Source organism: Alphaproteobacteria bacterium (assembly GCA_016722515.1).
Taxonomy (GTDB): domain Bacteria; phylum Pseudomonadota; class Alphaproteobacteria; order Rickettsiales; family JADKJE01; genus JADKJE01.
Map to the genome: position 1 here is coordinate 160676 of JADKJE010000002.1, position 25126 is coordinate 185801.

Genomic DNA, 25126 nt, shown 5'->3' on the forward strand with positions numbered 1-25126 from the left:
ACAGTATTCTAAGCAAACCAACGCCACCCTGTTTTTACAGGGTGGCGTTAGGTTTTTAAAGGGGATGCAGTATGCCGTGTCCCCAGACTCCCCTCCCCTATCCTCAACCAAAGCATGTCAATATTTTATCCAAATCATGTAGCGAATGAAACGCAATCGTCATACTACCACTGCCATTTTTCATATGGATATCGACGTGCAATCCAAGCTTATGGGATAATTCACGCTCAATCGCCAGGACGTCTTCTGGCTTATTGACCTCCGAGTGCGCAACCTTCGCTGAAGCAGGCGTGGTTTTAGTCGTTTTTGGTTTAGATGGTTTTTCTTCGGCAATGCGTCTTTCTGTCTCACGAACCGACATATCATGATCAAGGATATCATGCGCAAGACCTAACGGATCCTCGGCGCCAAGCAATGCACGTGCATGCCCCATCGATAACTTGCCTTGGTTTAGCCATGTTTTAATTTGACCTGGCAAAGCCAACAAACGCAACAAATTGGCTATATGCGACCGGCTCTTACCAATGCGTTGCGATAATTGCTCCTGGGTGTACTCAAATTGCTCTATGAGTTGATGGTATCCTTGAGCCTCTTCCAGCGGGTTAAGGTCCTGACGCTGCACATTTTCAAGAAGCGCTATTTCCATCGCCTCTTTATCCGTCATCTCTTTTATAACGACAGGGATCTCCGTTTTTCCAGCAAGTTTAGACGCGCGCCATCGACGCTCACCTGCAACAATTTCAAAAACGCCCTGACCAACCGCTCTCACGACAATCGGTTGCAACACCCCATTTTGTTTAATCGACGTTGCCAATTCCTGCAATGCCTGATCATCAAAATGCTTTCTTGGTTGAAATTGTCCCGGCTCTATTTCATTCAATAAGAGGGTTTGAATAGCCCCTTCTTTGATTTCCTGCTGACGCCAGCGTTGAATATTATCAGAATCACCCAGCAATGCAGACAGACCTTTGCCCAATGCCTTTTGTTTCACGTGGAACACTTCACTCATACAACATCCTCCAGTATCGGTTGCTTTTGTTTATCTAACATTTCCTTGACTAACAACATATAGGCTTTTGAACCACTGCAGTTAATATCATATAACAGCGCAGGCTTACCATGAGAAGGCGCCTCTGACATTCTAACATTCCGTGGAATAACCTGTCTGTAGACTAACTGCCCAAAATGGTGCCTCACATCTTCTTCAACCTGTTCAGTAAGACGATTTCGGCGATCAAACATGGTCAAGACAATCCCCTCAATCGCCAGGTCGGGATTCAATTTATTTTTCACCAATTCAACTGTATGCATCAAATGCGCCAACCCTTCAAGTGCGAAAAATTCACATTGAAGAGGTATCAGCAATCGGTTGGCCGCCACCAGCGCATTAATGGTAAGCAAGCCAAGCGATGGCGGACAATCAATGATGATGTAATCATAGAGATGCGTAATTTTTTGAATTTGTTCCTTTAGTCTAAATTCTCGTTTTGGAACCTCGATCAATTCAACCTCAGCAGCAGACAAATCAACGACTGTCGGGATAATATCCAGTCCTGGAACCAGGGTTCTTAAGAGCGCCTTCTCTATTGATTTATCATGAAGAATGACATCATAGCTTGAGACTCGCCGCATCTGTTGCGGGACGCCCAATCCAGTGCTTGCATTTCCCTGAGGGTCTAAATCTATAAGCAGCGAACGCTTACCTACTGCAGCTAGTGCCGTTGCCAAATTGATCGATGTTGTTGTTTTACCCACACCACCTTTTTGATTAACGATCGCTATAATACGACAATCCATAGACTGTTTTCCTTACGCTGAGAGCTATTATTTTTTCATGCTAACATGCTTAATTCTAACAATCCATCCTTTTGCACTAGAGAGACTAGAAATTTTTTCATACTCCATAGCAAAGTGCTGCAAACATGATGCGATTTCTGCGTTCACCGTTTGCCCTTTCATGAACAAACATTCGGTTTGTTCATGCAAAAAAGGCACTGACCATAACACCAATTTCTCCAACGGAGCAAGCGCCCTTGCCGTAATGACGTCACACGAAAAACTCTCCATTTTTTCTATGCGTTGTGAATGCACAACAATGTTTTTCTTAGTTGAAAATGCGGCCATTTCTTTTAAAAAAACAGATTTTCGTATGTCGGATTCAACAAGATGAACAATCGGCGCACACTCTGAAAAAGCCAAAACCAAACCAGGCAGCCCTCCCCCAGAACCAAAATCACATATATTTTTTGCACCCGCCGGAATCAACTTCGCCAATTGCAGTGAATCAAGAATATGGCGATTCCATATATCGTCAACTGTTGACGGTCCGATCAAATTAATCTTCTGATTCCAGCGAATCAGCTGTTCGACATATTTTTCTAACATCTCAAATGTTTCACGTGAAACATTAACATGTGCATTAAGCCACTCAAATCGATCCTGCGTTTTTAAAGATGGGGACGACATAAATTATGCAGCCATTTTTCTAGATGCCACGTGACGCAAATAAACAAGAATCGATATCACTGCCGCAGGTGTTACACCAGGAATTCGACTTGCTGCACCAATGGTTGTTGGCTTGTTAAATTTTAATTTTTCACGCATTTCATTCGACAAAGAGCGTATCTCGTTATAGTCAATATCGTCAGGGATTGCCAGCGCCTCATCGTGGCGGAAGGCTTTGATATCAGCTTTTTGTCTATCTAAATAAGAAGCATACACCGCTTCCGTAGTCAACTGTTCAATCATTGATTTGTTGATCTGCGCCACTTCAGGCCATAATGTAACAACCCCCTCCAACCCGATATTAGGATAACCAAGCAAGGTTAGGGCCGTGCGTTTAGTCCCATCTGGATTAATGTAAACCCCTCGTTTGGTTGCTTCGGAGGGCGAGATATGAAGGCTTGATAATTGCTGATGTGCCTCTTGTAATGCTTTCAACTTCTTAGCATACGCCAATCGTCTCTCTTCACCAACGCAACCGATGAGGATACCCTTTTCTGTAAGTCGTCGATCCGCATTATCGGCACGAAGTGATAAACGATACTCCGAACGAGACGTAAACATGCGGTAGGGCTCACTTGTGCCTTTGGTTATTAAATCATCAATCATCACCCCGATATAACCATCCGCACGATCAATAATAAATTCCCCGTCTTCGCCGTGAGCTACCAATGCCGCATTAATACCTGCAACCACCCCCTGCCCCGCGGCCTCCTCATAACCGGTCGTTCCATTAATTTGTCCCGCCAAAAACAGGCCCGCAACTTTTTTGGTTTGTAGTGTTGGCTTTAATTCTCGAGGATCGACATAATCATATTCAATCGCATAACCTGGCCTGATCATCACAACATTTTCTAACCCAGGGATAGATCGTATGTAATCAAACTGCACCTCTTCAGGTAGAGAGGTTGAAACGCCATTGGGATAGATCGTATCGTCATTCAGCCCTTCTGGTTCTAAGAAAATTTGATGCGATGTTTTATCAGCAAATCGAACAATCTTATCCTCAATCGATGGACAATAGCGAGGCCCTACCCCCTTAATATGACCGGCATACATTGCCGAACGATGAAGGTTATCTCGAATAATCTGATGTGTTATTTCCGTTGTTCGCGTAATATAACAAGGGATCTGAGGCACGTTAATGGCTGTGGTCAGATAAGAAAATGGCTCAGGTGGATTATCGCCGTGCTGAACATCCAAGCCTGACCAATCAATAGTCCGCCCATCCAATCGCGGTGGTGTTCCAGTTTTTAAACGCCCCATCACAAACTGGCACCGTTTAAGCGATTGGGATAAGCCCAGAGAGGGCTGCTCTCCCACCCTGCCTGCTGGTATTTTAACATCACCGATATGGATAAGCCCGTCTAAAAATGTACCTGTCGTTAACACTACTGTCGCCGTTTTAATTTCAATACCATCACTCAACCTTATTCCTACGATCTGCTGATGGTCGATGATGAGGTCGTCAACAACCCCATAATGCACATCCAAATTAGGATAATGAAGAATGACATCTTGCATCGCAGCTCGATACAAGGCTCTATCAGCTTGCGCTCGCGGCCCCTGCACTGCAGGTCCCTTTTTGCGATTAAGAATTTTAAACTGAATTCCGGCACGATCAATGACACGCCCCATAACGCCGTCTAAAGCATCGACCTCTCGAACGATAGTCCCCTTGCCTATTCCGCCGATGGCTGGATTACAGGACATCTCACCGATATTCTCTTTTTTTAGGGTGAACAGGGCTGTTTTTGCGCCCATACGTGCTGCGGCCGTAGCCGCCTCGGCTCCTGCATGACCTGCACCGATAACAATGACATCATAATGGGGAAAGGCGGAGTGGGGCATATTGCTTTATTCTATGATTAGTTGCTGTTTCACGTGAAACAGCTTATAAAAAGGAATTGGATTGGATTACATCGCTTACCCTCCTCTTCTCAGGGGCAAATCGACCGATAATCCAGTTGCTCTCTATAAACTGGTCGTGGCTATTTTACCACAAAACCCTTATTTTCCTATACAAAACTCTGAAAAGATCCGCCCCAATATATCCTCCACATCAATCTTTCCGGTAATTCTGCCTAACGATGACGCTGCATATCGGAGATCTTCAGCAACTAATTCGATCGGATTTTCTAAATTCAATTCCATCAACATCTTCAATACACTTACAAGCGTTTCCCTATAACGGGTACGGGTTATGATGGGCTCGTTAGAAACTTGATATCTCTGTTGAATCTCCTCAGCCAGGGTCGTCAACAAGCGATCGATACCCTCTGTGGTCCTTGTTGAAATTCTAAGAACGCGCTCGTCTTTGACATCGGTAGATCCTCTGGATACTAAATCGACTTTATTTACCAGAATAAGGGGGCGCGATCCCAAATAACGCTCAAACGGCTTTAATTGCGATTCTAAAGGCGATGTAGCCTCACACATAATCAACAGTATGTCAGCATCCTCGGCTACCTTCGTTGCTCTTTTAATGCCTTCTTGTTCGATCACATCATCCGTCTTGGCACGAATGCCTGCCGTATCCACAAGGGATACCGCATAACCTTGCAAATCCAAATGGACCTCCAGCACATCACGTGTGGTTCCCGCAATCTCGGAAACGATTGCGACCTCTTGGTTGGCTAACAGATTCAACAAACTTGATTTACCGACATTGGGCGCACCCAAAATAGCAATACGCAAGCCTCTACGTACTCTTTCGCCCCTAGACCCGTCTTGCAGATGTCTGGAAATCACGGCACAGAGATCTGCAAGCTGCAGTCGCATACGATCAAGTACATCGGTAGGAATTTCTTCTTCGGGAAAATCGATATGGGCTTCGACCAACATTTGAATCGTCATTAATTGGTGACGCCAATCTTCATAGAGATGGAGCAATCCGCCCTCCATCTGACGAACAGCCTGCTTGCGTTGCATATCGGTTTCCGCTTCAATAAGATCGGCCAATCCTTCTGCCTGGGTTAAATCCATTTTTCCATTGAGGAATGCGCGCTTTGAAAATTCACCTGGCTCTGCCAAACGATACCCTGAAATGGATGAAAGCTGGTTAAGACAAGCTTGTATTACGGCCCTGCCCCCATGCACATGAAATTCAATAACATCTTCGCCTGTAAAACTTCGCGGCCCTTGAAAGAAAAACACCAGACCATGATCAATGACATCCCCACTCAGATGATAGAGCTTGCAATAATGAGCGTATCTTTCCTGAGGTAAGATGATCTTGAAAGCATCCAAACATTGTTTGGCCTGTTCACCAGACACACGAATAACAGCCACACCAGATTTGCCCAATATCGTTGCCAACGCATAAATCGTATCCTTCATGTTCACTGAGCGTCCTCCTTGTTGTTAGAAGAGATTGGCTTTAATTCATATTGTTCTAGAATTACGCCCTCTTTGCTCCATTGAAGCACTTGATTATAATCCCTTGGAAAAGGTGGATAATTATAGGGCGCCTCACCATACATTTTATCGAAAGCATTGCCATGCACTTTTGGGCCTACCGTTAATTGTTGTGTCATTCCGTAATGGATCCCCACCATAATCGCCGACAATACGAGATACGGATCCGCGTCGGCCGAAGCAATGCGATGTTCTATTCTTCTTTTTTCAGGCAACAAGGTACAGTCCGGAAGACGTAAGGCAACGGTTCGATTATTCCCACCCCAACACATTCTGGCAGCGACACTCACATGAGAAATAAATCGCTTAAGTGCTTCTGGTTGGGGACAGAAAAAAATCATCGATTCAGGCATCGTTGCCAGTAATCCAGCGACACTTGCTTTTAAAGAAGCCGTTTCATCCTCTTTGGATGATGATTTTTGATATAGATTCTGCCCGTGTGGCACGGTGAGCAAGGACAGGTGGAAATGCATCCCATTCCCAATCTGTCCGTCCATGGGCACGGCCGAGAAATCAACACGATACCCCAGATTTTTCAGAGGCGCAGCTATTCCTTGTTTAAACTGGATGATTTGATCACATAACGTTACACCATTCATCACGGGCGAAAAAACAGCCTCAAACTGCAACTCTCCAGCTTCTTGGTCAATACGCTCAATTGGCAAATGATACTCCTGGCAAAAGGCCGCCAGTGCTTCAGCATCTATTGGCTGAGCGGTGCTATCTTCGCTTAATGGTCGGAGATAAAATTCAATTTCAGCGCCCACATACACAAAGGCCTTCAGAGCCTTCACAAACGTAAACTGAAACTGCTCAAGCCAATTCCGCGACGAATCAACCATTAGGCAATCTGTTCTTCAACCCATTTTAAAAGGACGCTCTTAGGGAGAGAGCCTACTTTCGTAGCAGCAACTTTGCCATCTTTGAATAAAATCAAGGTTGGAATACCTCTTACACCATACCGAGTAGGTGTTTCAGGATTGTGGTCAATATTGACTTTATAGACTTCAAGACTATCTGCTTTTTCTTTAGCGATCTCTTCAACGATTGGGGTCAATTGACGGCATGGCATACACCATTCAGCCCAGAAATCCACTAATACGGGTTTGGATGATTTAAGCACATCCTGCTCAAATTTTTGGTCTGTTGTGTCGTTTGCCATAAAAGCTCCTAAATAGCCCCAGTCTACTATACTTATCCACTCTCACATCAAGAGTGGCACATCAAGAGTGGGTATACTCTACATATTTAGGTATGAATTGTTAAAAATCAAGGGTTATTCCTCCCACTATCTTAAGAAAAATGATCATACTCACTTTCAACAAAGGGCGCAGATGCCCCAAAAGCAATCATTCCACGTGCGTTAGAGTGAGATGCCAGCTGCGATAAAGATCGTCTGACTAGATCATACCAGCTGGATCGACTCGGGTTTTTCAAACCGGTTTTGCCAGATATATGCAACTCATCCTCCGCGCGCGTGAGCGCTACATACAGCAATCGTAATGATTCTTGATAATCGTGCTGATTTTCATATTCTTTGACCGCAAAAACCAAATCATTGGCTATTTCTTTTTTCTTCACCCACAGTGGAATCGAAACCTCTTTTCCTAACCAGAGGATACTGTTTTGTGTGGATGAAAACCCGTGGGCATCCGGAATAATAACGATCGGAGCCTGCAATCCTTTTGAGGCATGCACCGTCATAATCCTCACTTCCTTTACTCCTGACTCTAATTCACGTTTAATCGTTACGCTACCTTCATCAACCCATTGCAGAAATTCTTGGAGATGAAAACCGTACATGTGCTGATAGGATAACACAAGTTCAAGAAACGCTTCTATTGGCTCCATGACCTCATGCCCCATCTGCTTGATACAGCGTTCTTTACCCTCCTCGATTTCGAGCAATTCACTGAAAAAACTAAATGGATCCCTGTAATTTGCCATTTCGCTATAACGATGCAACGTTGCACACGCCGCCTGAGCCCATGGCGATGATACGTTTTGGAGCCTCTCCCAAACGGTTTCCGTGCCGCGGTTATAGCATAGGGAATATAAATCTTCTTCGCTTACACCAAAAAAAGGCCCCTTTAAAACGGTAGCCAGGGTTAAATTATCCTCGGGCAACAAAACGGCTTGAGCAAAGGCAAGCAAATCTTTTACCACCAGCGTTTCCATCAAATCCAACCGATCGACTCCCGCCACAGGCACACCCAATTGTCGGCAGGCTCTGATAAATTCAGTCACAAATGGCCCCCGCTTCCTCACTAGCAACAAAATATCCCCTGGCTCAATGTCTCTTTCTTTGGCAGGTAAATAGCGTTTATCCTCTAACCAGCCGTTGATAATATCAGCCCACGCATAGGCTAATGATTTTTCCGGTGAAAGGCTTCTCTTTTGTTCAATCGGCATGAGCCATCCGTTATTCTCAGCACCATTATCCTCTTGCTGATCATCCATTGAATCCTCATCCTTATTTTCCAGCAACCCCCAGCACACAACAGAGCCTAACTGACCCAACCTATAGGCCGGATGGGTCATACCTTCTTGACGCGTTTCATCGAATTCCGGCTGAATCAGCACCTGATCCACACATTCAAGCACTTGGGTCGTTGATCGAAACGACACCTCTAGATTAACGAACCGCAAAGGCGACATTCTATCTGCCCACGCATGGGACAACAGCTCTTTCATGTGGTGGTAAAGGGAAATATCAGCACCCTGAAACCTGTAAATCGATTGCTTTTCATCGCCCACCACAAATAAGCTGCGATGTTCATGCTGGCTCCCCTCCAGGAATCGTTCACACAAAGACAGAATAACCTGCCATTGTTCTTTACTGGTATCCTGTGCTTCATCCACCATCAAATGGTGAATTTTTTGATCTAATTTATACTGCACCCATGTGCCATATTGGTCGCTTGACAATAAAGCCAGCGTCGTATGAATTAAATCTCCATAATCAAGGACTCCCGCCTCGTTTTTAGATTGTTGATAATATTCTAATAAGCGATGTGCCAAAATAATAAAAGCTCGCGTACTTTTATAGAGGAGTAGAGACGCTCTCTTATTTTGAAAAACCATGACCCTTTTGATTTCCGCTTCCACCATCGTCTCTAATTCGACAAAGCGTTGCTGCATCGCTTTGGTAATCGCTATTTTCTTTGGCTCCTGTGGATTAGAAGCGCTGACATATAATTTGATATAATGATCAAGGCTACGTATTCTTTCTGGTGTGCTTAATCCTATCCAGTTTTTTATATCCTGAGCCAGCTTTGATTCCTTTGTCTTTCCATGCTCAAGCTTGCTTGCCATATCAGCAAGATGCGCAAGATCTTGGCAAAAATCAGCCTCCAGACGCCCCAAGTCGGCATGCTCGTCCACATCAAGAATCGCCGGAAGTGTTGCTAGCACAGCGTCCAGGCTCCGTCCTTGAAACATTCTTACCAACTGAGACCGTCCCTGCATTACCATATCGTGGAGCATTTCTCCAAGCGTCGCCTCCTGATAATAATCACTTACAAAATCAATGGCTTCTTTTAACAAACGCTGGCCATCAACATCAGCCAGTGCCAATAGTTTTCTGCGCGCCTGTAACATGAGCAATTTAGAATCACGATCTTCCAATAATTGAAAGAGAGGATTTATCCCCGCTTCATCAGGAAACTGACTTAACAATGCTTGACAAAAACTATGAATCGTTTGAATTTGCAGTGTTCCCGCCTCGTCAATCATCCGAATAAACAGTTGGCGCGCCAACTGCATATGATGCTCTGATGCCGTATCCTCGCCTCTTAATAACGCCAATTCCTGTTCAAGCCTTTCCGGGCTAAGCGACACCCACGCCCCCAACCGGTTGAAAATCCGCTGGGTCATTTCACCTGCGGCTGCTTTGGTAAAGGTCAGACACAAAATATGGCTGGGATGGACGCCTTCTAGTAACAATCGAATATAGCGATCGACCAACACCTTGGTTTTTCCAGTACCCGCATTGGCATTAACCCATACCGAAGAAAAGGGATCCGAAGCCTCTTGCTGTCTTTTTAAAATCGTTTGATTCAAACTGGGGCTTACACGCATGATAATAGATTACTCCAAAATAAAACCAATATCCCTTTGACTTTTGCCGGCGAAGGTATTATATATGTCTCCCTAACTTTTTAGTAGGGGCCTATAGCTCAGTGGTTAGAGCGCACGCCTGATAAGCGTGAGGTCGGTAGTTCAACTCTACCTAGGCCCACCACCCTACGCTCTGATGAGCTTCGTGTTCTTCAACCACCTTAACAGCCACCTGAAAATCGTTAGATCGCAAGCCGTCCACCGAAGATTTGGCATAGGGGAAATCGGCTCCCTAAACCCCTCATTCCTTTCAACTAAGACCGCAAATCACCAGCCGAATAAAGAACCAATTCCCTACTCAATCTTCCCATGACAATGCTTATATTTTTTACCCGATCCACACGGACACGGATCATTCCGGCTGACCCGTTCCTCATGCTCTTCGGTCGCTGAAAATGCGGGATCTTCATGGCTTTCATGCATTTCCTGCTGCGTCACAGGGAATGGTATCTCTGTATCAGGATTTTGCAATACTACGTGTGATAGCCGCTGAATCACGGTTTCACGCAGGTGAATCAATAAATTTTGGAACAGCACAAAGGCTTCCCGTTTATATTCATTCAATGGGTCTTTTTGACCATAGGCACGCAAATTAATACCCTGGCGCAGATGATCAAGTGAATGAAGATGGTCCTTCCATAACTGATCTACCGACAAGAGCAGAATATGTTTCTCTACATCCCGCATCACATCACTGCCGTAAAGCTCTTCTTTGTGTGCAATAATACCCAATGCAAGGTCCTGAATACGCTCTAGAAGCTGTTCTGGGCCCACGCCCTCTTCCTGAGCCCACGCAGAGACATCGACATGGATTCCATAAACGCGATACATTTCTTTTTGAAGATTTTCTAAATCCCACTCATCGACATAGCTATTATGAGGAACAAACATTAAGAGCAAATCATGATTGAATTCTGCAATCATATCCAAAATGGTGTCGCGAATATTTTCTGCCGTCATCAACTCGATACGTTGTTCATAAATCACTTTACGTTGATCATTCATGACTCGATCAAAATTAAGCAAATTCTTACGAATTTCGTAGTTACGAATTTCAATTTTTTGCTGAGCCTTTTCCAGTGTCCTGGTCAATAGCGGGCTTATGATCGCCTCACCATCTTTCAATCCCATTCGTTGCAACAATCCCGAAATACGATCGGAGCCAAAAATACGTAGCAAATCATCTTCAAGCGACAAAAAGAAACATGTTTCACCCGGATCACCCTGACGGCCCGAACGCCCACGCAGCTGATTATCAATCCTGCGGCTTTCATGACGCTCCGTACCAATAACATAGAGACCACCGGCATTAATAACGGTTCGCTTATCAGTTTCGAGCGTTTCTAAGGCCTTCTTTTTGGCCAATTCAAATTCTGCAGATCCCTCTTCTAAAGAAACCGTGGCATCATCCACCATCAATTCAGGATTTCCTCCCAGCATAATATCGGTTCCCCTACCCGCCATGTTGGTGGCAATGGTAATCGCTCCAGGACGACCAGCCTGGGCAATAATATGCGCTTCCTTTTCGTGATGGCGGGCATTAAGAACATGGTGAGGTAAATTTTGTTTTTTCAAAATTTCAGATAATTCCTCAGATTTCTCAATGCTAATGGTTCCAACCAATACTGGTTGTTGACGTTGATGGCATTCTGCAATGCGATCAATGACGGCCTGGTATTTTTCCTTAAGCGTCCGGTAGACCACATCATCATTATCTTTACGAATCACTTTTTGGTTGGTAGTCACCTCAACCACATTCAAATTATAAATATCTTTGAATTCGTTAGCTTCTGTCATCGCCGTTCCTGTCATACCCCCCAAATGCGGGTATAACCGGAAATAATTCTGATAGGTAATCGAAGCAAGGGTTTGGTTTTCCTGCTGAATGGTAACCGCCTCTTTTGCCTCAAGCGCCTGATGCAGCCCTTCTGAGAACCGCCGGCCCTCCGCCATCCTGCCAGTGAATTCATCGATAATAATAACTTTTGAATCTTTAACGACATAATCGACATCACGTGAAAATAACTTATTCGCGCGCAATGCCTGGTTAGCGTAATGCACAAGACTTACATGCTCCAGGTCATACATACTGGATTTCTCTGGGAGCAAGCCATGTTGCTTCATGAGCGATTCAACATATTCTGTCCCTTCTTCCGTATACGTCACGGTACGGGCTTTTTCATCAAGATCGTAATAGGATGGCTGAAGTTGCTTAATCAGTTTATCCATCACCACATACAAATCTGAACTTGTCTCTGCAGGCCCCGAAATAATAAGCGGCGTTCTGGCCTCATCGACCAAAATAGAGTCAACTTCATCGACCAACGCAAAATGGAATCCACGTTGCACCATAGCATTGATCTCATACTTCATATTATCCCTGAGATAATCAAAGCCAAATTCATTATTCGTTCCATACGTAATATCGGATTGGTACGCCCGCCTTCTTTCAAGGTCACTCATATTATGGACGATACATCCGACTGATAAACCAAGGAACCGATGCACCCCTCCCATCCAGTCGGAATCACGTTTTGCCAGGTAATCATTAACCGTAACCACGTGTACACCCTTCCCTTCCAAAGCCCTCAGATAGGATGGGAGCGTGGCGACAAGTGTCTTTCCTTCACCGGTTTTCATTTCGGCAATGCTATTTTGCATTAAAACCATACCACCCATGAGCTGGACATCAAAATGCCTCATCCCCAGGGCTCGACGCGAAGCCTCCCTGACAACAGCAAAGGCTTCAACCAAGATATCATCGACCTTTTCTCCTTTGGTCAAACGATCCCGGAATATCTGGGTTTGTGCACGCAACTCATCATCAGAAAGCGCCTGAATTTTCGGCTCCAACGCATTTATAGCTTGAATTCTCGGCCCAAATGATTGGACAACCCGATCATTTACCGTACCGAATAATTTTTTTCCTAAATATCGAAACATGCGACACCTTTGACTGATAATTCAACACGCCCAGAATAAAGTAATCTGGACCACACCTTCTCGCGCCTCATCGAAGTTAGAGCGTCATTAAAACCCATAACGACGCGCGTATCAATAAAAAATTAAGTTTCTTAGTCTAAACATAAACTTGGATATTTTAAAAACGTAAGGCCGCCGAGCCGAATTCTTGATAAAACATCCTAGTTGGAACTCTTTTTAGTGCCTAAAATGTCAATTAAAGATGCGCCGGTGCATTAGACAGTTGTCATTTTAGGTAAATAATAATAAAGTGGCTAGCAAAATTGGGTTACTTATGCTTCGCAAGATCATCACCGCCATTAATAAAGAACGCTCCAAAAGAAAGCAGGGCGCCTCTAGTCTGCGCAGTTGGTATGCCGACAAGTATCAGACGGTTGTTGTCCAACGCAATCTGCTTGCGCTTATCTCTATTTCATCATTATTATGCATTGCCGTTGGTTTATTTACGGTTATTTCGATTTCTTCAAGCAAAAAAATACTTCCTTTTGTTATTGAAATTGAGGATAAAACAGGGATTGTTCACATCGTAAACCCCGCCACTATTCAACAATACACCGCCGAAGACGCGCTGCTTAAGTCATTTATTGTCCAATACGTAAGAGCCCGCGAAGGATACGACCCCAACCGCTACCGGGAGAATTTTTATCAGACCATCCGTATTATGTCTTCTGATCGAGTATACGGAGCGTTCAAGTCTCAAATTGACCTAAAAAATCCCAACAGTCCGATTTTGCGCTTTGGCACCGCCTTTACCCGCGTTGTCGAATTTAAATCGGTCAATTTGAAAAAAGAAACGGGGAATAATGTCATCAGCGCTCAAGTTAGATTCGTTGTTCAAGGCGATGGCCTTGCTGGCAGAATGGAGCCTGAACATAAAATTGCTATCATCGATTTTGAATTTAGACCCAATTTGGAATTCAATTTTGATGAAAGAAATGCCAATCCACTGGGATTCACTGTTGTCGGTTATAGAGTAGATCAAGATGCTGTCCAATAAATTATTTACTACATTATTATTCATTTTCCTTTGCCTTCCCTTTACTGCGATGGGAGGCATTGGCAAACCCATTGCCACAGATAGCCGCATAAAGACGCTGGTTTATAGCGCAAATGAGGTTTATCATGTAACCGTTCAATATGGCTATCAAACCAATATTGAATTTGGCGTTGGTGAGGATATTCAAACCATTTCTATGGGTAATTCTTTTATTCTCGACGCCACCCCTGTTGGCCGGAGACTTTTTCTAAAGCCCCTGGAAGACAATTCTAAGACGAACCTCACGGTTATCACCACCAAGCGGTCTTATTATTTTGAAATTCAAACTAAATCCGAGACGGATGTTGAAGACGAAGAGCTCGCTTACGTCATCCGTTTTTATTACCCAGATAAGGAAACCGAGTTTGACGAATCCGACAATCCTGAAATGGCTGGGGTCGCCGGCGCGATTGGCAAAGACAGCTTAGGCTCCCTTCAAGCCCCTCGTATTTCCAGCTTTAATTTTGATTATGCTCTCAAAGGCCCAGAACGCGCATCGCCCGTTCGTGTATTTGATGATGGGCAGTCCACTTATTTGCAATTCGAAAATGAGAGCATTGCTCCCAGTTTCTCAATCATTGATAACAACAAGGAAATCCCCATTTCCTTCAGAAGGCTTGGACCTTATTATGTTATCAGCCAAACATTCCCTCATTTAATCATGAGGTCTGGTTATGACCTCATCTGCATTTATAATGAAAGGCAATTTTCGGCGCAGGCTGCGCCAATGGGCCAATCAATGCCAACCCCTCAGTCACAACCTCCTTTATGATCACACCAGTACCACCCAACCATTATGATTCAGCCGAAGATATAACCCCTGAAATCAGCCAGGGCGCCACGGCTGTTGCGTCTTCTAAGGGGCGAAATCTCCTTATGATTGGACTCATTGTGGGTGGGTGTGCCATTATTGCATGGCTTGTTTTTGGCGGAAATTCCGAGAATAAGAAAGCACCGCCCCCCTTGAATCCCCCCGTGGATATGAGTGAAAAAATACAAACCAAGCCTGCACCTCCTCCGGTTGAGGTGATTCCAACACCAGCACCTTCGTTGCCTGAACCACCCCCACTTAAAGAATTGACGCTTCCAGAACCTCCTACTCCAGCTCAGGCGGGTCCCGTTATGCCTACAGGTGACGAACCGAATGCTGTTCTTCCACCTCCGCCCCCAAGCCTTGATGTCTCGGCAGAAAAAACTAAGTCCGATGATCCAGAGTTAAAGCAACGTATGGATGCGCGCAAAAAAGCCGGAATTATTGTCAAAGGCGGGAAGGGTCTTAATATTGGCGGAATGTTTGGAAGAGACGAGCAAAAAGCCAATGAAAAGATCGAACGTACCGGCGCCGATCAATCGACCGCAAAAACCATTGGCGACCCGTCCATCATCATCGCCCAGGGGAAAATCATTGATGCCGTGCTTGAGACCGCTATTAATACTGATATTCCTGGCCCACTCCGTGGTATCGTCAATCGCGATATCTACGCGGAAACAGGCAAGGCCGTACTGATCCCGAAAGGATCACGTCTGATCGGGAAATATGAAGCAAATGTGGTTCGTGGACAATCGCGCGTTGCCATTTCCTGGGACAGGCTTATCCGTCCCAATGGAACGGACATCGAACTTAAATCTCCTGCTGTTGATCCACTTGGCCGTTCGGGAATCGAAGGAACCGTCTACGATCGTTACGGCGAAATGCTGCAAAATTCATTGCTCGTAAGCATCCTTACTTTCACAACGGCGATTGGCGCTGAGAAAATTTCAGGCAGCGATAATGGCGTCTCCTTAACTCAAAATTCTGGAGGAGGCACCACCACCAGCGGCAGCGCATCTGATTTTGCCCTGCTTCAGGGCGTTACCAGCCTAGGAAATTTAGGGAAGGGCTTGCTTTCCGATTTTGCTCAAGTCAAACCGACCATTACGATTGATCAAGGAACTAAAATTAAGGTGTTCGTGAATCGTGATCTGGTTTTCCCAGAAGGCTCCTCCACTGATGTGAGATTGGTAAAATGACCTTTACAGCTCTTGAAACCTATCTTGGCCCTCTACAGCCCATCTTTGCGCAAGAAGGCGTAAGTGAGGTTTCGATTAATAAACCGGGTGAAGTATGGGTTGAACAACGCGGGGACATGTTTCGCCATGAAGTCCCCGAGCTTGATCTAGAGCACTTGAAAGGCCTGGCACATTTGATTGCACAATCAACCGAACAACGCGTCAGTGAAGAAACGCCCTTTTATCAGCAACGCTTCCAGCGGGTTATCGGTTCAAATCGTGTTCCCACCCGCATGTGAATCTGGTACCGTGACAGTATCTATCCGTAAACAAACCGTTTTGAACTTTAACCTTGATAAATATGAAGAGTTAGGTGCCTTTGCATCCGCCACCTCCCATGAAAAAGATGATCTCGACAAAGAAGAACTTAACAAGCTTCTGGATGCCAACCAACTCAAAGAATTCCTGCGGCAAACCGTATTAAGGAAAAAGAACCTGATCATCAGTGGCGGTACATCGACGGGAAAAACAACATTTACCAATGCGCTTCTTAAAGAAATTCCGCATGTTGAGAGGCTTATAACGGTTGAAGATGCTCGTGAGGTATTTTTGGATCAACCTAATCGCGTTCACTTAATCGCCTCCAAAGGCGGGCAGGGAAGGGCGAACGTCACCACCCAAGACCTTATTGAAGCCTGTCTGCGCTTGCGCCCTGATCGTATTATTGTGGGTGAGTTACGAGGAAAAGAAGCATTTAGTTTTTTAAGAGCTATCAATACGGGGCACCCAGGGTCTATCTCAACACTACACGCCGATACACCTCAGCTTGCTTTTGAACAGCTGGTTCTAATGGTAATGCAGGCTGGACTTGGAATTAGCCGTGATCAAATTTATCAATATGTTAAAAATGTCATTGATGTCGTCGTTCAACTCAAACGGGGAGAGAAGGGACGTCGTTTTATCTCCGAAGTCTATTATAAAGCGAGAAGTTAAACAGTATGAGTTCTGAATCAGTTGCTTTTAACCAGATACGGAATTTTGTTATCATTAGTGTGCTTGTCACGTTGGTGGGTATCGTTACCTTTTATATTTCAGCATTCCTATTTTTAATTTCAGAAATAGGCTTTAATGCCTTTTCAAATCAATATATTGACCCGGCCTATTTGCGCGCCATTATGCTACATTACTGGCAATATTGGTGGGCCTACAAAAGTATTATGCCCTGGGAATATCATGAATATTTCCCTGCCAGACTATTCATATGCTCCTTTGGAACGTTTGGTTTCCTTGGCTTAGTTCTGTATGTCTTCCGCGCGCCTATCATTGATTATCGCCCCTTTAAAAAGAAAGAATCCGTTCACGGTGATGCGCACTGGGCAACCGAAAAAGATATTAAGAAAGCCAAATTACGCTGCAAAACAGGTATTCTCTTGGGGCGAGACCGACAGGGGCTTTTAATTGCTGATGGCTATCAACATGCCTTATTATTTGCACCAACGGGTTCTGGTAAAGGTGTGGGCTTCGTTATTCCGAACTTGCTTTTTTGGCATGAATCCATTGTTGTTCATGATATTAAACTTGAAAACTATGAACTTGGCAGTGGTTACCGCGCCAAAAAGCTAAAACAAAAAACCTATGTCTGGAGCCCGGCCGATCCCGATGGCTACAGCCATTGCTATAACCCGCTTGATTGGATCAGTAGTAAGCCTGGACAAATGGTGGATGACGTACAGAAAATCGCCAACCTGATCCTCCCTGAACAGGAGTTCTGGAATAACGAAGCGCGAAGCCTCTTCGTTGGAGTCGTGCTGTATCTATTGGCTGTTCCAGAAAAAGTTAAATCATTTGGAGAAGTCGTGCGCACCATGCGTAGCGATGATGTGGTGTATAATTTAGCCGTGGTGCTTGATACGATCGGTAAGGTAATCCACCCAGTCGCTTATATGAACATTGCGGCTTTCTTGCAAAAAGCAGATAAAGAGCGTTCAGGCGTTATTTCAACCATGAACTCTTCGCTTGAATTATGGGCCAACCCCTTAATTGATACAGCAACCGCGTCCAGCGACTTTAACTTCCTTAGTTTTAAGCGCGATCGCACCTCAGTTTTCGTCGGCTTAACCCCCGATAACATTAATCGTTTACAACCGCTCATGCAGGTATTTTATCAGCAAGCGACCGAATTTCTTTGCCGTAAGATTCCAAAAAAAGATGAGCCCTATGGCGTTCTTTTCATGTTGGACGAGTTTCCTACGCTTGGAAAAATGGAACAATTCCAAACAGGTATTGCTTATTTCCGGGGATACAAAGTACGTCTTTTCATTATTATTCAAGATACTGAACAGCTTAAAGGTATTTACGAAGAATCAGGAATGAACTCATTCCTGTCAAACTCCACCTACCGTATTACCTTTGCTGCGAACAACTACGAAACCGCAAACTTGATTTCGCAATTGATCGGAAACAAAACCGTTAAACAGGAATCGGTTAACCGCCCTAAGTTCTTAGATCTAAATCCGGCTTCACGGTCGTTACACGTTTCGGAAGCCCAACGAGCATTGTTGCTACCACAAGAGGTTATCGGTTTGCCTCGTGATCAGCAGATTCTCCTTATTGAGTCATCCCCTCCGATTAAATCCAAGAAGATTTTCTACTATAATGAAAGGTTCTTCAAAAAGCGGCTACTTCCTCCGATTGAAATTCCACAGCAAGAGCCTTACGATCCGCGTAAATTTGAAGCCAAATCAAAAGCAGATCAACCTGCAGATGCACCGAAGCCCGTCCAACAGCCCGCACCGGCCTTACCTCCTACACCACCAGCGCCTCCTCCGCCAGCGCCTCCTCAATCTAAACCTACAAACCTGCCACCATTCCCACCTATTGATTTTGATGATGATGACGATTTGTTTGACGATCTTGATGACGATGACGACGATGATGATGACGACAATAGTGACGATTCATTTGATGACCTCGACGATTTGGATGACTTACTACCACCCCAAAAACCATAATTAAAGCACAGAACCTCGGAAACGCATCATCGTCCTATTTCGCAATGATTCATATCGGTGCGATGTCACGTATCATGCCAATGTTATTAATGACATTGATGTCCTTGCGCCCACGGCTCATTCTGCTTGAAAACAAGATGACAATCCGTGTCTAAATTTTTATACGACTGGAGAAACATAATAACCCACGTGGCTATCCATCTTCCAAGAGGGAAATAGAGGCAACCTCACGATTACAGAATCGATTGCAATTTCTCTCTGACTGCCGCTAGTGCTTGATCAATATGCTCACCTTGCGGACCACCAGATTGGGCAAAATCGGGTTTACCCCCACCGCCAGCCCCTCCCACAGCGGCTGTACCGGCCTTCACCAGCTCTACTGCACTTATTTTTCCGGTTAAATCGGAAGAGACGGTCACGATAATAGCCGCCTTACCATCGGTATTACTTGCTACCACCACAACTCCAGAGGTCATTTGCTTTTTCATGTTTTCAGCAATATCACGCAATTCTTTAGCTGGGATATTCTGGAGGATTTTAGCTGCCACGGAAATGCCGTTTATTTGCTCAACCTGAAGCGTATCACCCTCGCCTCCTAGGGCAGCATCTTTTCGTGCCTGACTCAGCGCTTTATCAAGATTCTTGCGTTCCTGCATCAGGTCATGAATGCGGGTCACAAGTTCAGCAGGCGTGGCCTTTAAAAGTCCAGCGATTTGTTGAAGCAAGACGTCCTGCGAACGGGCCATTTGATATGCCTGCATGGCTGTGGTCGCTTCGATCCGCCGAATACCAGCAGCCACCGCACCTTCACCCAGCACTTTAAAATAGCCAATATCACCGGTTGCCTTCACGTGGGTACCACCACATAACTCGACTGAGTAAGGATGTGTTTCGTATTGCTCTTGCCCCATATCGACGACGCGCACCTGGTCACCGTATTTTTCACCAAACAATGCCAAAGCGCCCTTTTTAATAGCATCTTCAGGTTTCATCACCTGCGTATTAACTGGGGTATTGCGAATCACCAACTGGTTTACTTTGGTTTCAATGGCCGTTATTTCTTCGGCTGTTAATGATTTATTATGACTAAAATCAAAACGCAAACGATCCGCAGCGACTAACGATCCTTTTTGCACCACATGCGAGCCCAGAACTTCACGCAAAACCGAATGAAGAAGATGGGTTGCTGAGTGATTCGACCGCAGTGCATCCCTTCTTATAATATCAATAGAGGCGGTAAGGGTCTGGCCTGTTTTAATAGTTCCTTGCAAAACCGTGCCAAAATGAATAATAAGATCCCCTAATTTTTTCTGGGTATCTTTAATTTCAACCACGAGGCCGTTTGCTTGTAATGTACCGTGGTCACCCATTTGACCGCCGGATTCACCATAGAAAGGCGTTTGATTCAGAATCACCACCACCTCTTCACCGGCAGACGCTTGCTCAATTATTTTTCCATCGGCAACCATCGCTTGGACAATGGCCTCAGCAGACGTAGAACCATATCCTACAAATTCTGAAACGCCCACCTGAGAGCGAATATCATACCATAATACGTCCGTCTCTTTTTCACCCGATCCTACCCATGCCGCTTTAGCACGTTTTTTCTGCTCCTGCATCGACGCAGCAAAACCTTGGTCGTCGACACTAATGCCACGCCCACGTAGAATATCCACCGTTAAATCTAACGGAAATCCGTAGGTATCATAGAGTTTAAAAGCCACATCGCCAGCAAGCTGTGCACCTTTGGATAAATGCCCAGCCTCCTGATCCAGCAATTTCATACCACGTCCCAATGTTTCACCAAAACGCTCTTCTTCAAGGCGCAAATTTTCTTCAATCATGGGTTGGGCACGAAGCAATTCGGGATAGGCAGCTCCCATATGCTCTACAAGCGTAGGCACAAGCTGGCACAACATCGGTTCATGATAATCCATATGATAGACATGACGCATTGCCCGACGCATAATACGCCTCAGCACATAACCTCGCCCTTCGTTGGACGGCATAACACCATCGGCCATTAAAAAGCAGCTCGCCCTGATATGATCAGCAACAACGCGGTGAGATACGCGATGTTTATTAGCACCATCTCCTACTATTTCCTGGGAGGTTTTAATAAGATGTTTAAATAAATCAATATCATAATTATCATGCACACCTTGAATCACGGCAGCAATCCGCTCCAATCCCATACCAGTGTCAATCGATGGTTTAGGTAAATTAATACGCTCACCACCTAAAAGCTGTTCATATTGCATGAACACCAAATTCCAAATTTCGATGAAACGGTCTCCATCCTCGTCAGGTGTCCCAGGAAGCCCTCCAGGAATATGGTCGCCATGATCATAAAATATTTCCGAACATGGACCGCATGGTCCGGTATCACCCATAGACCAGAAATTATCGCTGGTCGCAATACGGATAATCCGATCATCCGAAAATCCTGCGATTTTTTTCCATAAATTAAAGGCTTCATCATCGGTATGATACACCGTTACATAAAGCTTCTCACGGGGGAGGCCAGCTTCTTTGGTAATAAACTCCCAGGCATAATGGATTGATTTTTCCTTAAAATAATCACCAAAGGAAAAATTGCCCAGCATCTCAAAGAAGGTGTGGTGGCGTGCCGTATAACCAACATTATCAAGATCATTATGTTTGCCGCCGGCGCGTACACATTTCTGCGAACTGGCTGCCTTTACATAAGGCAGCTTCTCTGTACCCGTAAATGCTTTTTTAAACTGCACCATACCCGCATTCGTAAACATAAGCGACGGATCGTGATGAGGCACAAGTGGCGACGAAGGCACCACGTCATGTCCATTCTTGGCAAAATAGCCTAGAAAAGCAGCCCTTATATCATTTACGGTATACATTTTCAGTTCCTCACTAATTTAGAGCGCCGCCTCTAAAGCGTCTTCCTCTTCATGTTCTTTTATTTCGGCCTCATCCATTTGTCCTAACAAACCGGCATGTGCACGAATTTTTCCTTCGATTTCATCTGCCATCGATGGATTATCACGCAGATATTGTTTCGCATTTTCTTTGCCCTGACCAATCCGTACGCTGCTATAAGAAAACCATGATCCTGATTTTTCAACAATCCCTAACGACGCACCCAGGTCGACAATTTCACCCAACTTCGAAATGCCTTCGCCATACATAATATCAAATTTAGCTTGCTTGAAGGGGGGCGCGACTTTGTTCTTTACCACTTTGACATTGGTTTCACTGCCCGTAATTTCGTCTTTCTCTTTTACCGAACCAACACGACGGATATCAAGGCGCACGGATGCATAGAATTTCAGCGCATGCCCTCCTGTGGTGGTTTCTGGATTACCAAACATCACCCCTATTTTCATCCGGATCTGGTTGATAAAAATCACCATACAATTTGAACGCGAAACAGACGCCGTTAATTTACGCAAAGCCTGGCTCATCAAACGCGCCTGCAATCCCATGTGGGAATCCCCCATTTCACCTTCGATTTCTGCTTTTGGAACCAGTGCCGCAACCGAATCAACCACCAGCACATCAATAGCACCAGAACGCACTAAAGTATCAGCAATTTCAAGCGCCTGTTCACCGGTATCAGGTTGCGATACCACCAGCTGATCAATATCTACACCAATTTTGCGCGCATATTCAGGATCAAGCGCATGTTCTGCATCTACGAAAGCGCATACTCCACCTGCCTTTTGCGCTTCACGCACCACATGCAGTGTCAGCGTTGTTTTTCCTGAGCTTTCTGGGCCAAAAATTTCAATGATTCTTCCGCGTGGTAAGCCCCCGATACCCAGGGCAATATCTAAACCAAGCGATCCCGTAGACACAACATCCACTTTAATATTAGGACGCTCTCCCAAACGCATTGCCGCTCCCTTACCGAATGCTTTATCGATATGAGACAGAGCTGCATCAAGGGCTTTTGCTTTGTTGGTGTCTGGCGTAGTGTTTTTGCTCATAATAAGTTCCTACTGTTGTTGTTATTCTTTTGGGTTCCCCAACCATGGCTTGCAGCTATATCTTAAGTGGGCACGATTCAATACCATCTGCGACACGGGGCCTATGAAGAAATTACCCTAAGGCGTTGTGTTTCGCAAGGGCTTATAGCATAAACTGCTCTTTAATCACCCTCTCTTCCAACGAATGGTTGGCATTAAATAATACCGTCACTGATGCCTGTGGATATTCGCATACCTTTACTTTCGCCACATCCCTGATTTCAAAATAATCCGCTACGGCGCTCACCGGGCGACGCTCCGGCTTTAGTACTTCAAATTCAACGGTCGATGTTTGTGGCAAAAGAGCCCCCCGCCAGTTTCGTGGCTTAAACGGACTAATCGGCGTTAATGCAAGCAATCTTGCGTCCAGAGGAATAATGGGGCCTTGCACCGCCATGTTATAAGCCGTGCTTCCTGCGGGCGTCGCCACCAGCACTCCATCACCGACCAACTCCTGTAAGCGAACGGCACCATCAATGCTGATACGTATTTTTGCACTTTGATGCGTTTCCCGAAGTAACGACACTTCGTTAAAAGCCAAACGCGTATAAGATTCCCCCGTCACACTCACTGCCGTCATTAACAATGGTTGAAAACGCGTCTCCACGGCCTGCTCGATATTATCTTGTAGCAAATCATCATCACGGTCATTCATAAGAAAACCAACCGTTCCGCAATTAACACCATAAAATTTAGCGCCTGTGTCTTTATAATCATGCAGCGCTCTCAACATAAAGCCGTCGCCTCCTAACGCCACGACGAGATCAACCTCATGATTACCGGTAGCAACCATGTCAACCCACCCATAGCGCTTTAGATAATAGGCTAATTTGCGTCTTGCCAACTCGGCATCACTGGCTACACACCCTATTTTTTGTAAACGACTCATTGGGAACCCCCTAATTTATTTCGGATCACTTCCGGCAATTTCTTTGGCCTAAAACGATTATCCACACAGACAATTTCGACTAAAATCGTTGTCAGCCTCTGTTCGATAGAGTGAATAGTTTGACTCATGGTAAGACTAGCCGCCCTCAGTTGTTCAATAACCGTACAAATGGTAAGCTCATCATCTAGCCGCGCCGGCTTTATTAAATCCATCTCCACACGCCGCACCACAAAAAGCACATCTAGTTCATTACACAACTGCGATTGAATGATCCCCATGTCCCTCAGCATATCGGTTCGTGCGCGCTCTGCAAATTTGAGGTAATTGGCATAATACATGACACCCCCAGCATCGGTATCTTCGTAATAGACGCGATAGCGGTGCTCACCCTGCTTCACAACTATACCTGCATGCTGTTAACGATGTCGTCTGGTACTTCAAAATTGCCTTCTACCGTTTGCACGTCATCGTTATCTTCCAAAACATCAATCAGTTTGAACAATTTTTCGGCTTTCTCGAGAGAATCAACGATCAATCTTTCTTTTGGCCGCTCAGCTTAACCGCGCCGTTTTAGGATCGCCATATTTGGCAACAAGACTATCGCGAACAACACTGAATTCCTCTGGATTACAGACGATTTCATGGACCGATTCATCTGATTGGCAATCCGTTGCTCCTGCCTCAAGTGCCGCCTCAAACATTTGGTCAGCACTGGCAACCGATAGGTCGTATTCCAACAAACCAATTTTATCAAACATAAAACTGACACTGCCTGTTTCGCCTAAATTGCCACCAAATTTGGTAAAAGCGGAGCGAATATCTCCAGCCGTCCTGTTACGATTATCCGTGAGCGCAATAATAACAAGGGCAATACCACCAGGGGCATAACCTTCGTAACGCACCTCCTCGTAATTATCTCCCTCCCCTTCACCGCTGCCTTTGCGGATGGCCGCTTCAATGCGATCTTTAGGAACATTGATCGCGCGTGCAGCGATAACAGCTCCCCGCAAAGCAGCATTAAAGTCGGTATTAGGCCCGCCTTCTTTTGCGGCCACCACGATCTGCCTTACTACTTTCGTAAATCTACCGGCCTTCTTTCTATCTTGAGCATCTTTTCGATGTTTGATATTTGCAAACTGCGAATGTCCTGCCATGAAAACTCCTCATCAAATCA

The 25126-nt window shown here is 45.1% G+C and carries 17 protein-coding genes, 1 tRNA gene and 2 pseudogenes; 6 read left to right on the forward strand and 14 right to left on the reverse strand.

What is annotated here, in order from left to right; all coding sequences use genetic code 11:
- Positions 1-103: 103 nt before the first annotated feature.
- The 8 genes from IPP74_05490 to IPP74_05525 form a co-directional block, all read right to left on the reverse strand.
- Complete coding sequence (locus IPP74_05490; protein MBL0318728.1) at positions 104-1009, reverse strand: ParB/RepB/Spo0J family partition protein; 906 nt, start codon at positions 1007-1009, stop codon at positions 104-106.
- Complete coding sequence (locus IPP74_05495; protein MBL0318729.1) at positions 1006-1797, reverse strand: ParA family protein; 792 nt, start codon at positions 1795-1797, stop codon at positions 1006-1008. The genes IPP74_05490 and IPP74_05495 overlap by 4 nt, the downstream gene beginning before the upstream one ends.
- Before the next feature lie 27 nt (positions 1798-1824).
- A complete protein-coding gene (gene rsmG / locus IPP74_05500; protein MBL0318730.1) occupies positions 1825-2466 on the reverse strand; it encodes a 16S rRNA (guanine(527)-N(7))-methyltransferase RsmG in 642 nt (213 codons plus the stop codon).
- A gap of 3 nt (positions 2467-2469) precedes the next feature.
- Entirely contained in the window at positions 2470-4353 is a 1884-nt protein-coding gene (gene mnmG, locus IPP74_05505; protein MBL0318731.1) for a tRNA uridine-5-carboxymethylaminomethyl(34) synthesis enzyme MnmG, read from the reverse strand.
- Positions 4354-4512: 159 nt separating this feature from the next.
- On the reverse strand, positions 4513-5841 hold the full coding sequence (mnmE, locus tag IPP74_05510) for a tRNA uridine-5-carboxymethylaminomethyl(34) synthesis GTPase MnmE (GenBank protein MBL0318732.1): 1329 nt from the start codon (positions 5839-5841) through the stop codon (positions 4513-4515).
- A gap of 2 nt (positions 5842-5843) precedes the next feature.
- Positions 5844-6761 carry a hypothetical protein gene (locus IPP74_05515; protein MBL0318733.1) on the reverse strand — a complete coding sequence of 306 codons (918 nt, stop codon included), beginning with the start codon at positions 6759-6761 and terminating at the stop codon, positions 5844-5846.
- A complete protein-coding gene (trxA, locus tag IPP74_05520; protein MBL0318734.1) occupies positions 6761-7081 on the reverse strand; it encodes a thioredoxin in 321 nt (106 codons plus the stop codon). Before trxA ends, IPP74_05515 begins: the two co-directional genes overlap by 1 nt.
- Before the next feature lie 131 nt (positions 7082-7212).
- Positions 7213-9999, reverse strand: a complete 2787-nt coding sequence (locus IPP74_05525) for a UvrD-helicase domain-containing protein (GenBank protein MBL0318735.1) — start codon at positions 9997-9999, stop codon at positions 7213-7215.
- Positions 10000-10086: 87 nt separating this feature from the next.
- Between IPP74_05525 and IPP74_05530 the strand changes: the two genes are divergently transcribed.
- Positions 10087-10162, forward strand: a tRNA-Ile gene (locus IPP74_05530).
- A 170-nt stretch (positions 10163-10332) separates the two neighbouring features.
- On the opposite strand, the gene secA is transcribed toward IPP74_05530, so the two are convergent.
- Entirely contained in the window at positions 10333-12981 is a 2649-nt protein-coding gene (gene secA, locus IPP74_05535) for a preprotein translocase subunit SecA (GenBank protein ID MBL0318736.1), read from the reverse strand.
- A gap of 313 nt (positions 12982-13294) precedes the next feature.
- Between secA and IPP74_05540 the strand changes: the two genes are divergently transcribed.
- From IPP74_05540 to IPP74_05560, 5 genes and pseudogenes are all read left to right on the forward strand, one after another.
- Entirely contained in the window at positions 13295-14017 is a 723-nt protein-coding gene (locus tag IPP74_05540) for a type IV secretion system protein (protein ID MBL0318737.1), read from the forward strand.
- Positions 14004-14828: a TrbG/VirB9 family P-type conjugative transfer protein gene (locus IPP74_05545; protein ID MBL0318738.1), complete on the forward strand. Its 825-nt coding sequence runs from the start codon at positions 14004-14006 to the stop codon at positions 14826-14828. The genes IPP74_05540 and IPP74_05545 overlap by 14 nt, the downstream gene beginning before the upstream one ends.
- A complete protein-coding gene (locus IPP74_05550) occupies positions 14825-16066 on the forward strand; it encodes a TrbI/VirB10 family protein (GenBank protein ID MBL0318739.1) in 1242 nt (413 codons plus the stop codon). Before IPP74_05545 ends, IPP74_05550 begins: the two co-directional genes overlap by 4 nt.
- Positions 16063-17038 (forward strand): annotated as a pseudogene (virB11, locus tag IPP74_05555) (P-type DNA transfer ATPase VirB11). The gene IPP74_05550 and the pseudogene virB11 overlap by 4 nt, the downstream one beginning before the upstream one ends.
- A 5-nt stretch (positions 17039-17043) precedes the next feature.
- Positions 17044-19056, forward strand: a complete 2013-nt coding sequence (locus IPP74_05560; protein MBL0318740.1) for a type IV secretory system conjugative DNA transfer family protein — start codon at positions 17044-17046, stop codon at positions 19054-19056.
- 233 nt (positions 19057-19289) lie between these two features.
- Here the strand turns inward: IPP74_05560 and alaS are convergent, their stop codons facing one another.
- The 5 genes and pseudogenes from alaS to IPP74_05585 all read right to left on the reverse strand — a co-directional run bounded on the left by alaS (position 19290) and on the right by IPP74_05585 (position 25106).
- Positions 19290-21935 carry an alanine--tRNA ligase gene (gene alaS, locus IPP74_05565; protein ID MBL0318741.1) on the reverse strand — a complete coding sequence of 882 codons (2646 nt, stop codon included), beginning with the start codon at positions 21933-21935 and terminating at the stop codon, positions 19290-19292.
- A gap of 18 nt (positions 21936-21953) precedes the next feature.
- Complete coding sequence (recA, locus tag IPP74_05570) at positions 21954-23024, reverse strand: recombinase RecA (GenBank protein MBL0318742.1); 1071 nt, start codon at positions 23022-23024, stop codon at positions 21954-21956.
- Positions 23025-23166: 142 nt separating this feature from the next.
- A complete protein-coding gene (locus IPP74_05575; protein ID MBL0318743.1) occupies positions 23167-23952 on the reverse strand; it encodes an NAD kinase in 786 nt (261 codons plus the stop codon).
- Positions 23949-24290, reverse strand: a complete 342-nt coding sequence (locus IPP74_05580; GenBank protein ID MBL0318744.1) for a YbgC/FadM family acyl-CoA thioesterase — start codon at positions 24288-24290, stop codon at positions 23949-23951. Before IPP74_05580 ends, IPP74_05575 begins: the two co-directional genes overlap by 4 nt.
- A 62-nt stretch (positions 24291-24352) precedes the next feature.
- Positions 24353-25106 (reverse strand): annotated as a pseudogene (locus IPP74_05585) (YebC/PmpR family DNA-binding transcriptional regulator).
- Positions 25107-25126: the final 20 nt, after the last annotated feature.

Coding starts and splice junctions, on each gene's coding strand:
- IPP74_05490 (MBL0318728.1), bottom strand. CDS start 1,009: ATGAGTGAAGTGTTCCACGTGAAACAAAAGGCATTGGGCAAAGGTCTG.
- IPP74_05495 (MBL0318729.1), bottom strand. CDS start 1,797: ATGGATTGTCGTATTATAGCGATCGTTAATCAAAAAGGTGGTGTGGGT.
- rsmG (MBL0318730.1), bottom strand. CDS start 2,466: ATGTCGTCCCCATCTTTAAAAACGCAGGATCGATTTGAGTGGCTTAAT.
- mnmG (MBL0318731.1), bottom strand. CDS start 4,353: ATGCCCCACTCCGCCTTTCCCCATTATGATGTCATTGTTATCGGTGCA.
- mnmE (MBL0318732.1), bottom strand. CDS start 5,841: ATGAAGGATACGATTTATGCGTTGGCAACGATATTGGGCAAATCTGGT.
- IPP74_05515 (MBL0318733.1), bottom strand. CDS start 6,761: ATGGTTGATTCGTCGCGGAATTGGCTTGAGCAGTTTCAGTTTACGTTT.
- trxA (MBL0318734.1), bottom strand. CDS start 7,081: ATGGCAAACGACACAACAGACCAAAAATTTGAGCAGGATGTGCTTAAA.
- IPP74_05525 (MBL0318735.1), bottom strand. CDS start 9,999: ATGCGTGTAAGCCCCAGTTTGAATCAAACGATTTTAAAAAGACAGCAA.
- secA (MBL0318736.1), bottom strand. CDS start 12,981: ATGTTTCGATATTTAGGAAAAAAATTATTCGGTACGGTAAATGATCGG.
- IPP74_05540 (MBL0318737.1), top strand. CDS start 13,295: ATGCTTCGCAAGATCATCACCGCCATTAATAAAGAACGCTCCAAAAGA.
- IPP74_05545 (MBL0318738.1), top strand. CDS start 14,004: ATGCTGTCCAATAAATTATTTACTACATTATTATTCATTTTCCTTTGC.
- IPP74_05550 (MBL0318739.1), top strand. CDS start 14,825: ATGATCACACCAGTACCACCCAACCATTATGATTCAGCCGAAGATATA.
- IPP74_05560 (MBL0318740.1), top strand. CDS start 17,044: ATGAGTTCTGAATCAGTTGCTTTTAACCAGATACGGAATTTTGTTATC.
- alaS (MBL0318741.1), bottom strand. CDS start 21,935: ATGTATACCGTAAATGATATAAGGGCTGCTTTTCTAGGCTATTTTGCC.
- recA (MBL0318742.1), bottom strand. CDS start 23,024: ATGAGCAAAAACACTACGCCAGACACCAACAAAGCAAAAGCCCTTGAT.
- IPP74_05575 (MBL0318743.1), bottom strand. CDS start 23,952: ATGAGTCGTTTACAAAAAATAGGGTGTGTAGCCAGTGATGCCGAGTTG.
- IPP74_05580 (MBL0318744.1), bottom strand. CDS start 24,290: ATGTATTATGCCAATTACCTCAAATTTGCAGAGCGCGCACGAACCGAT.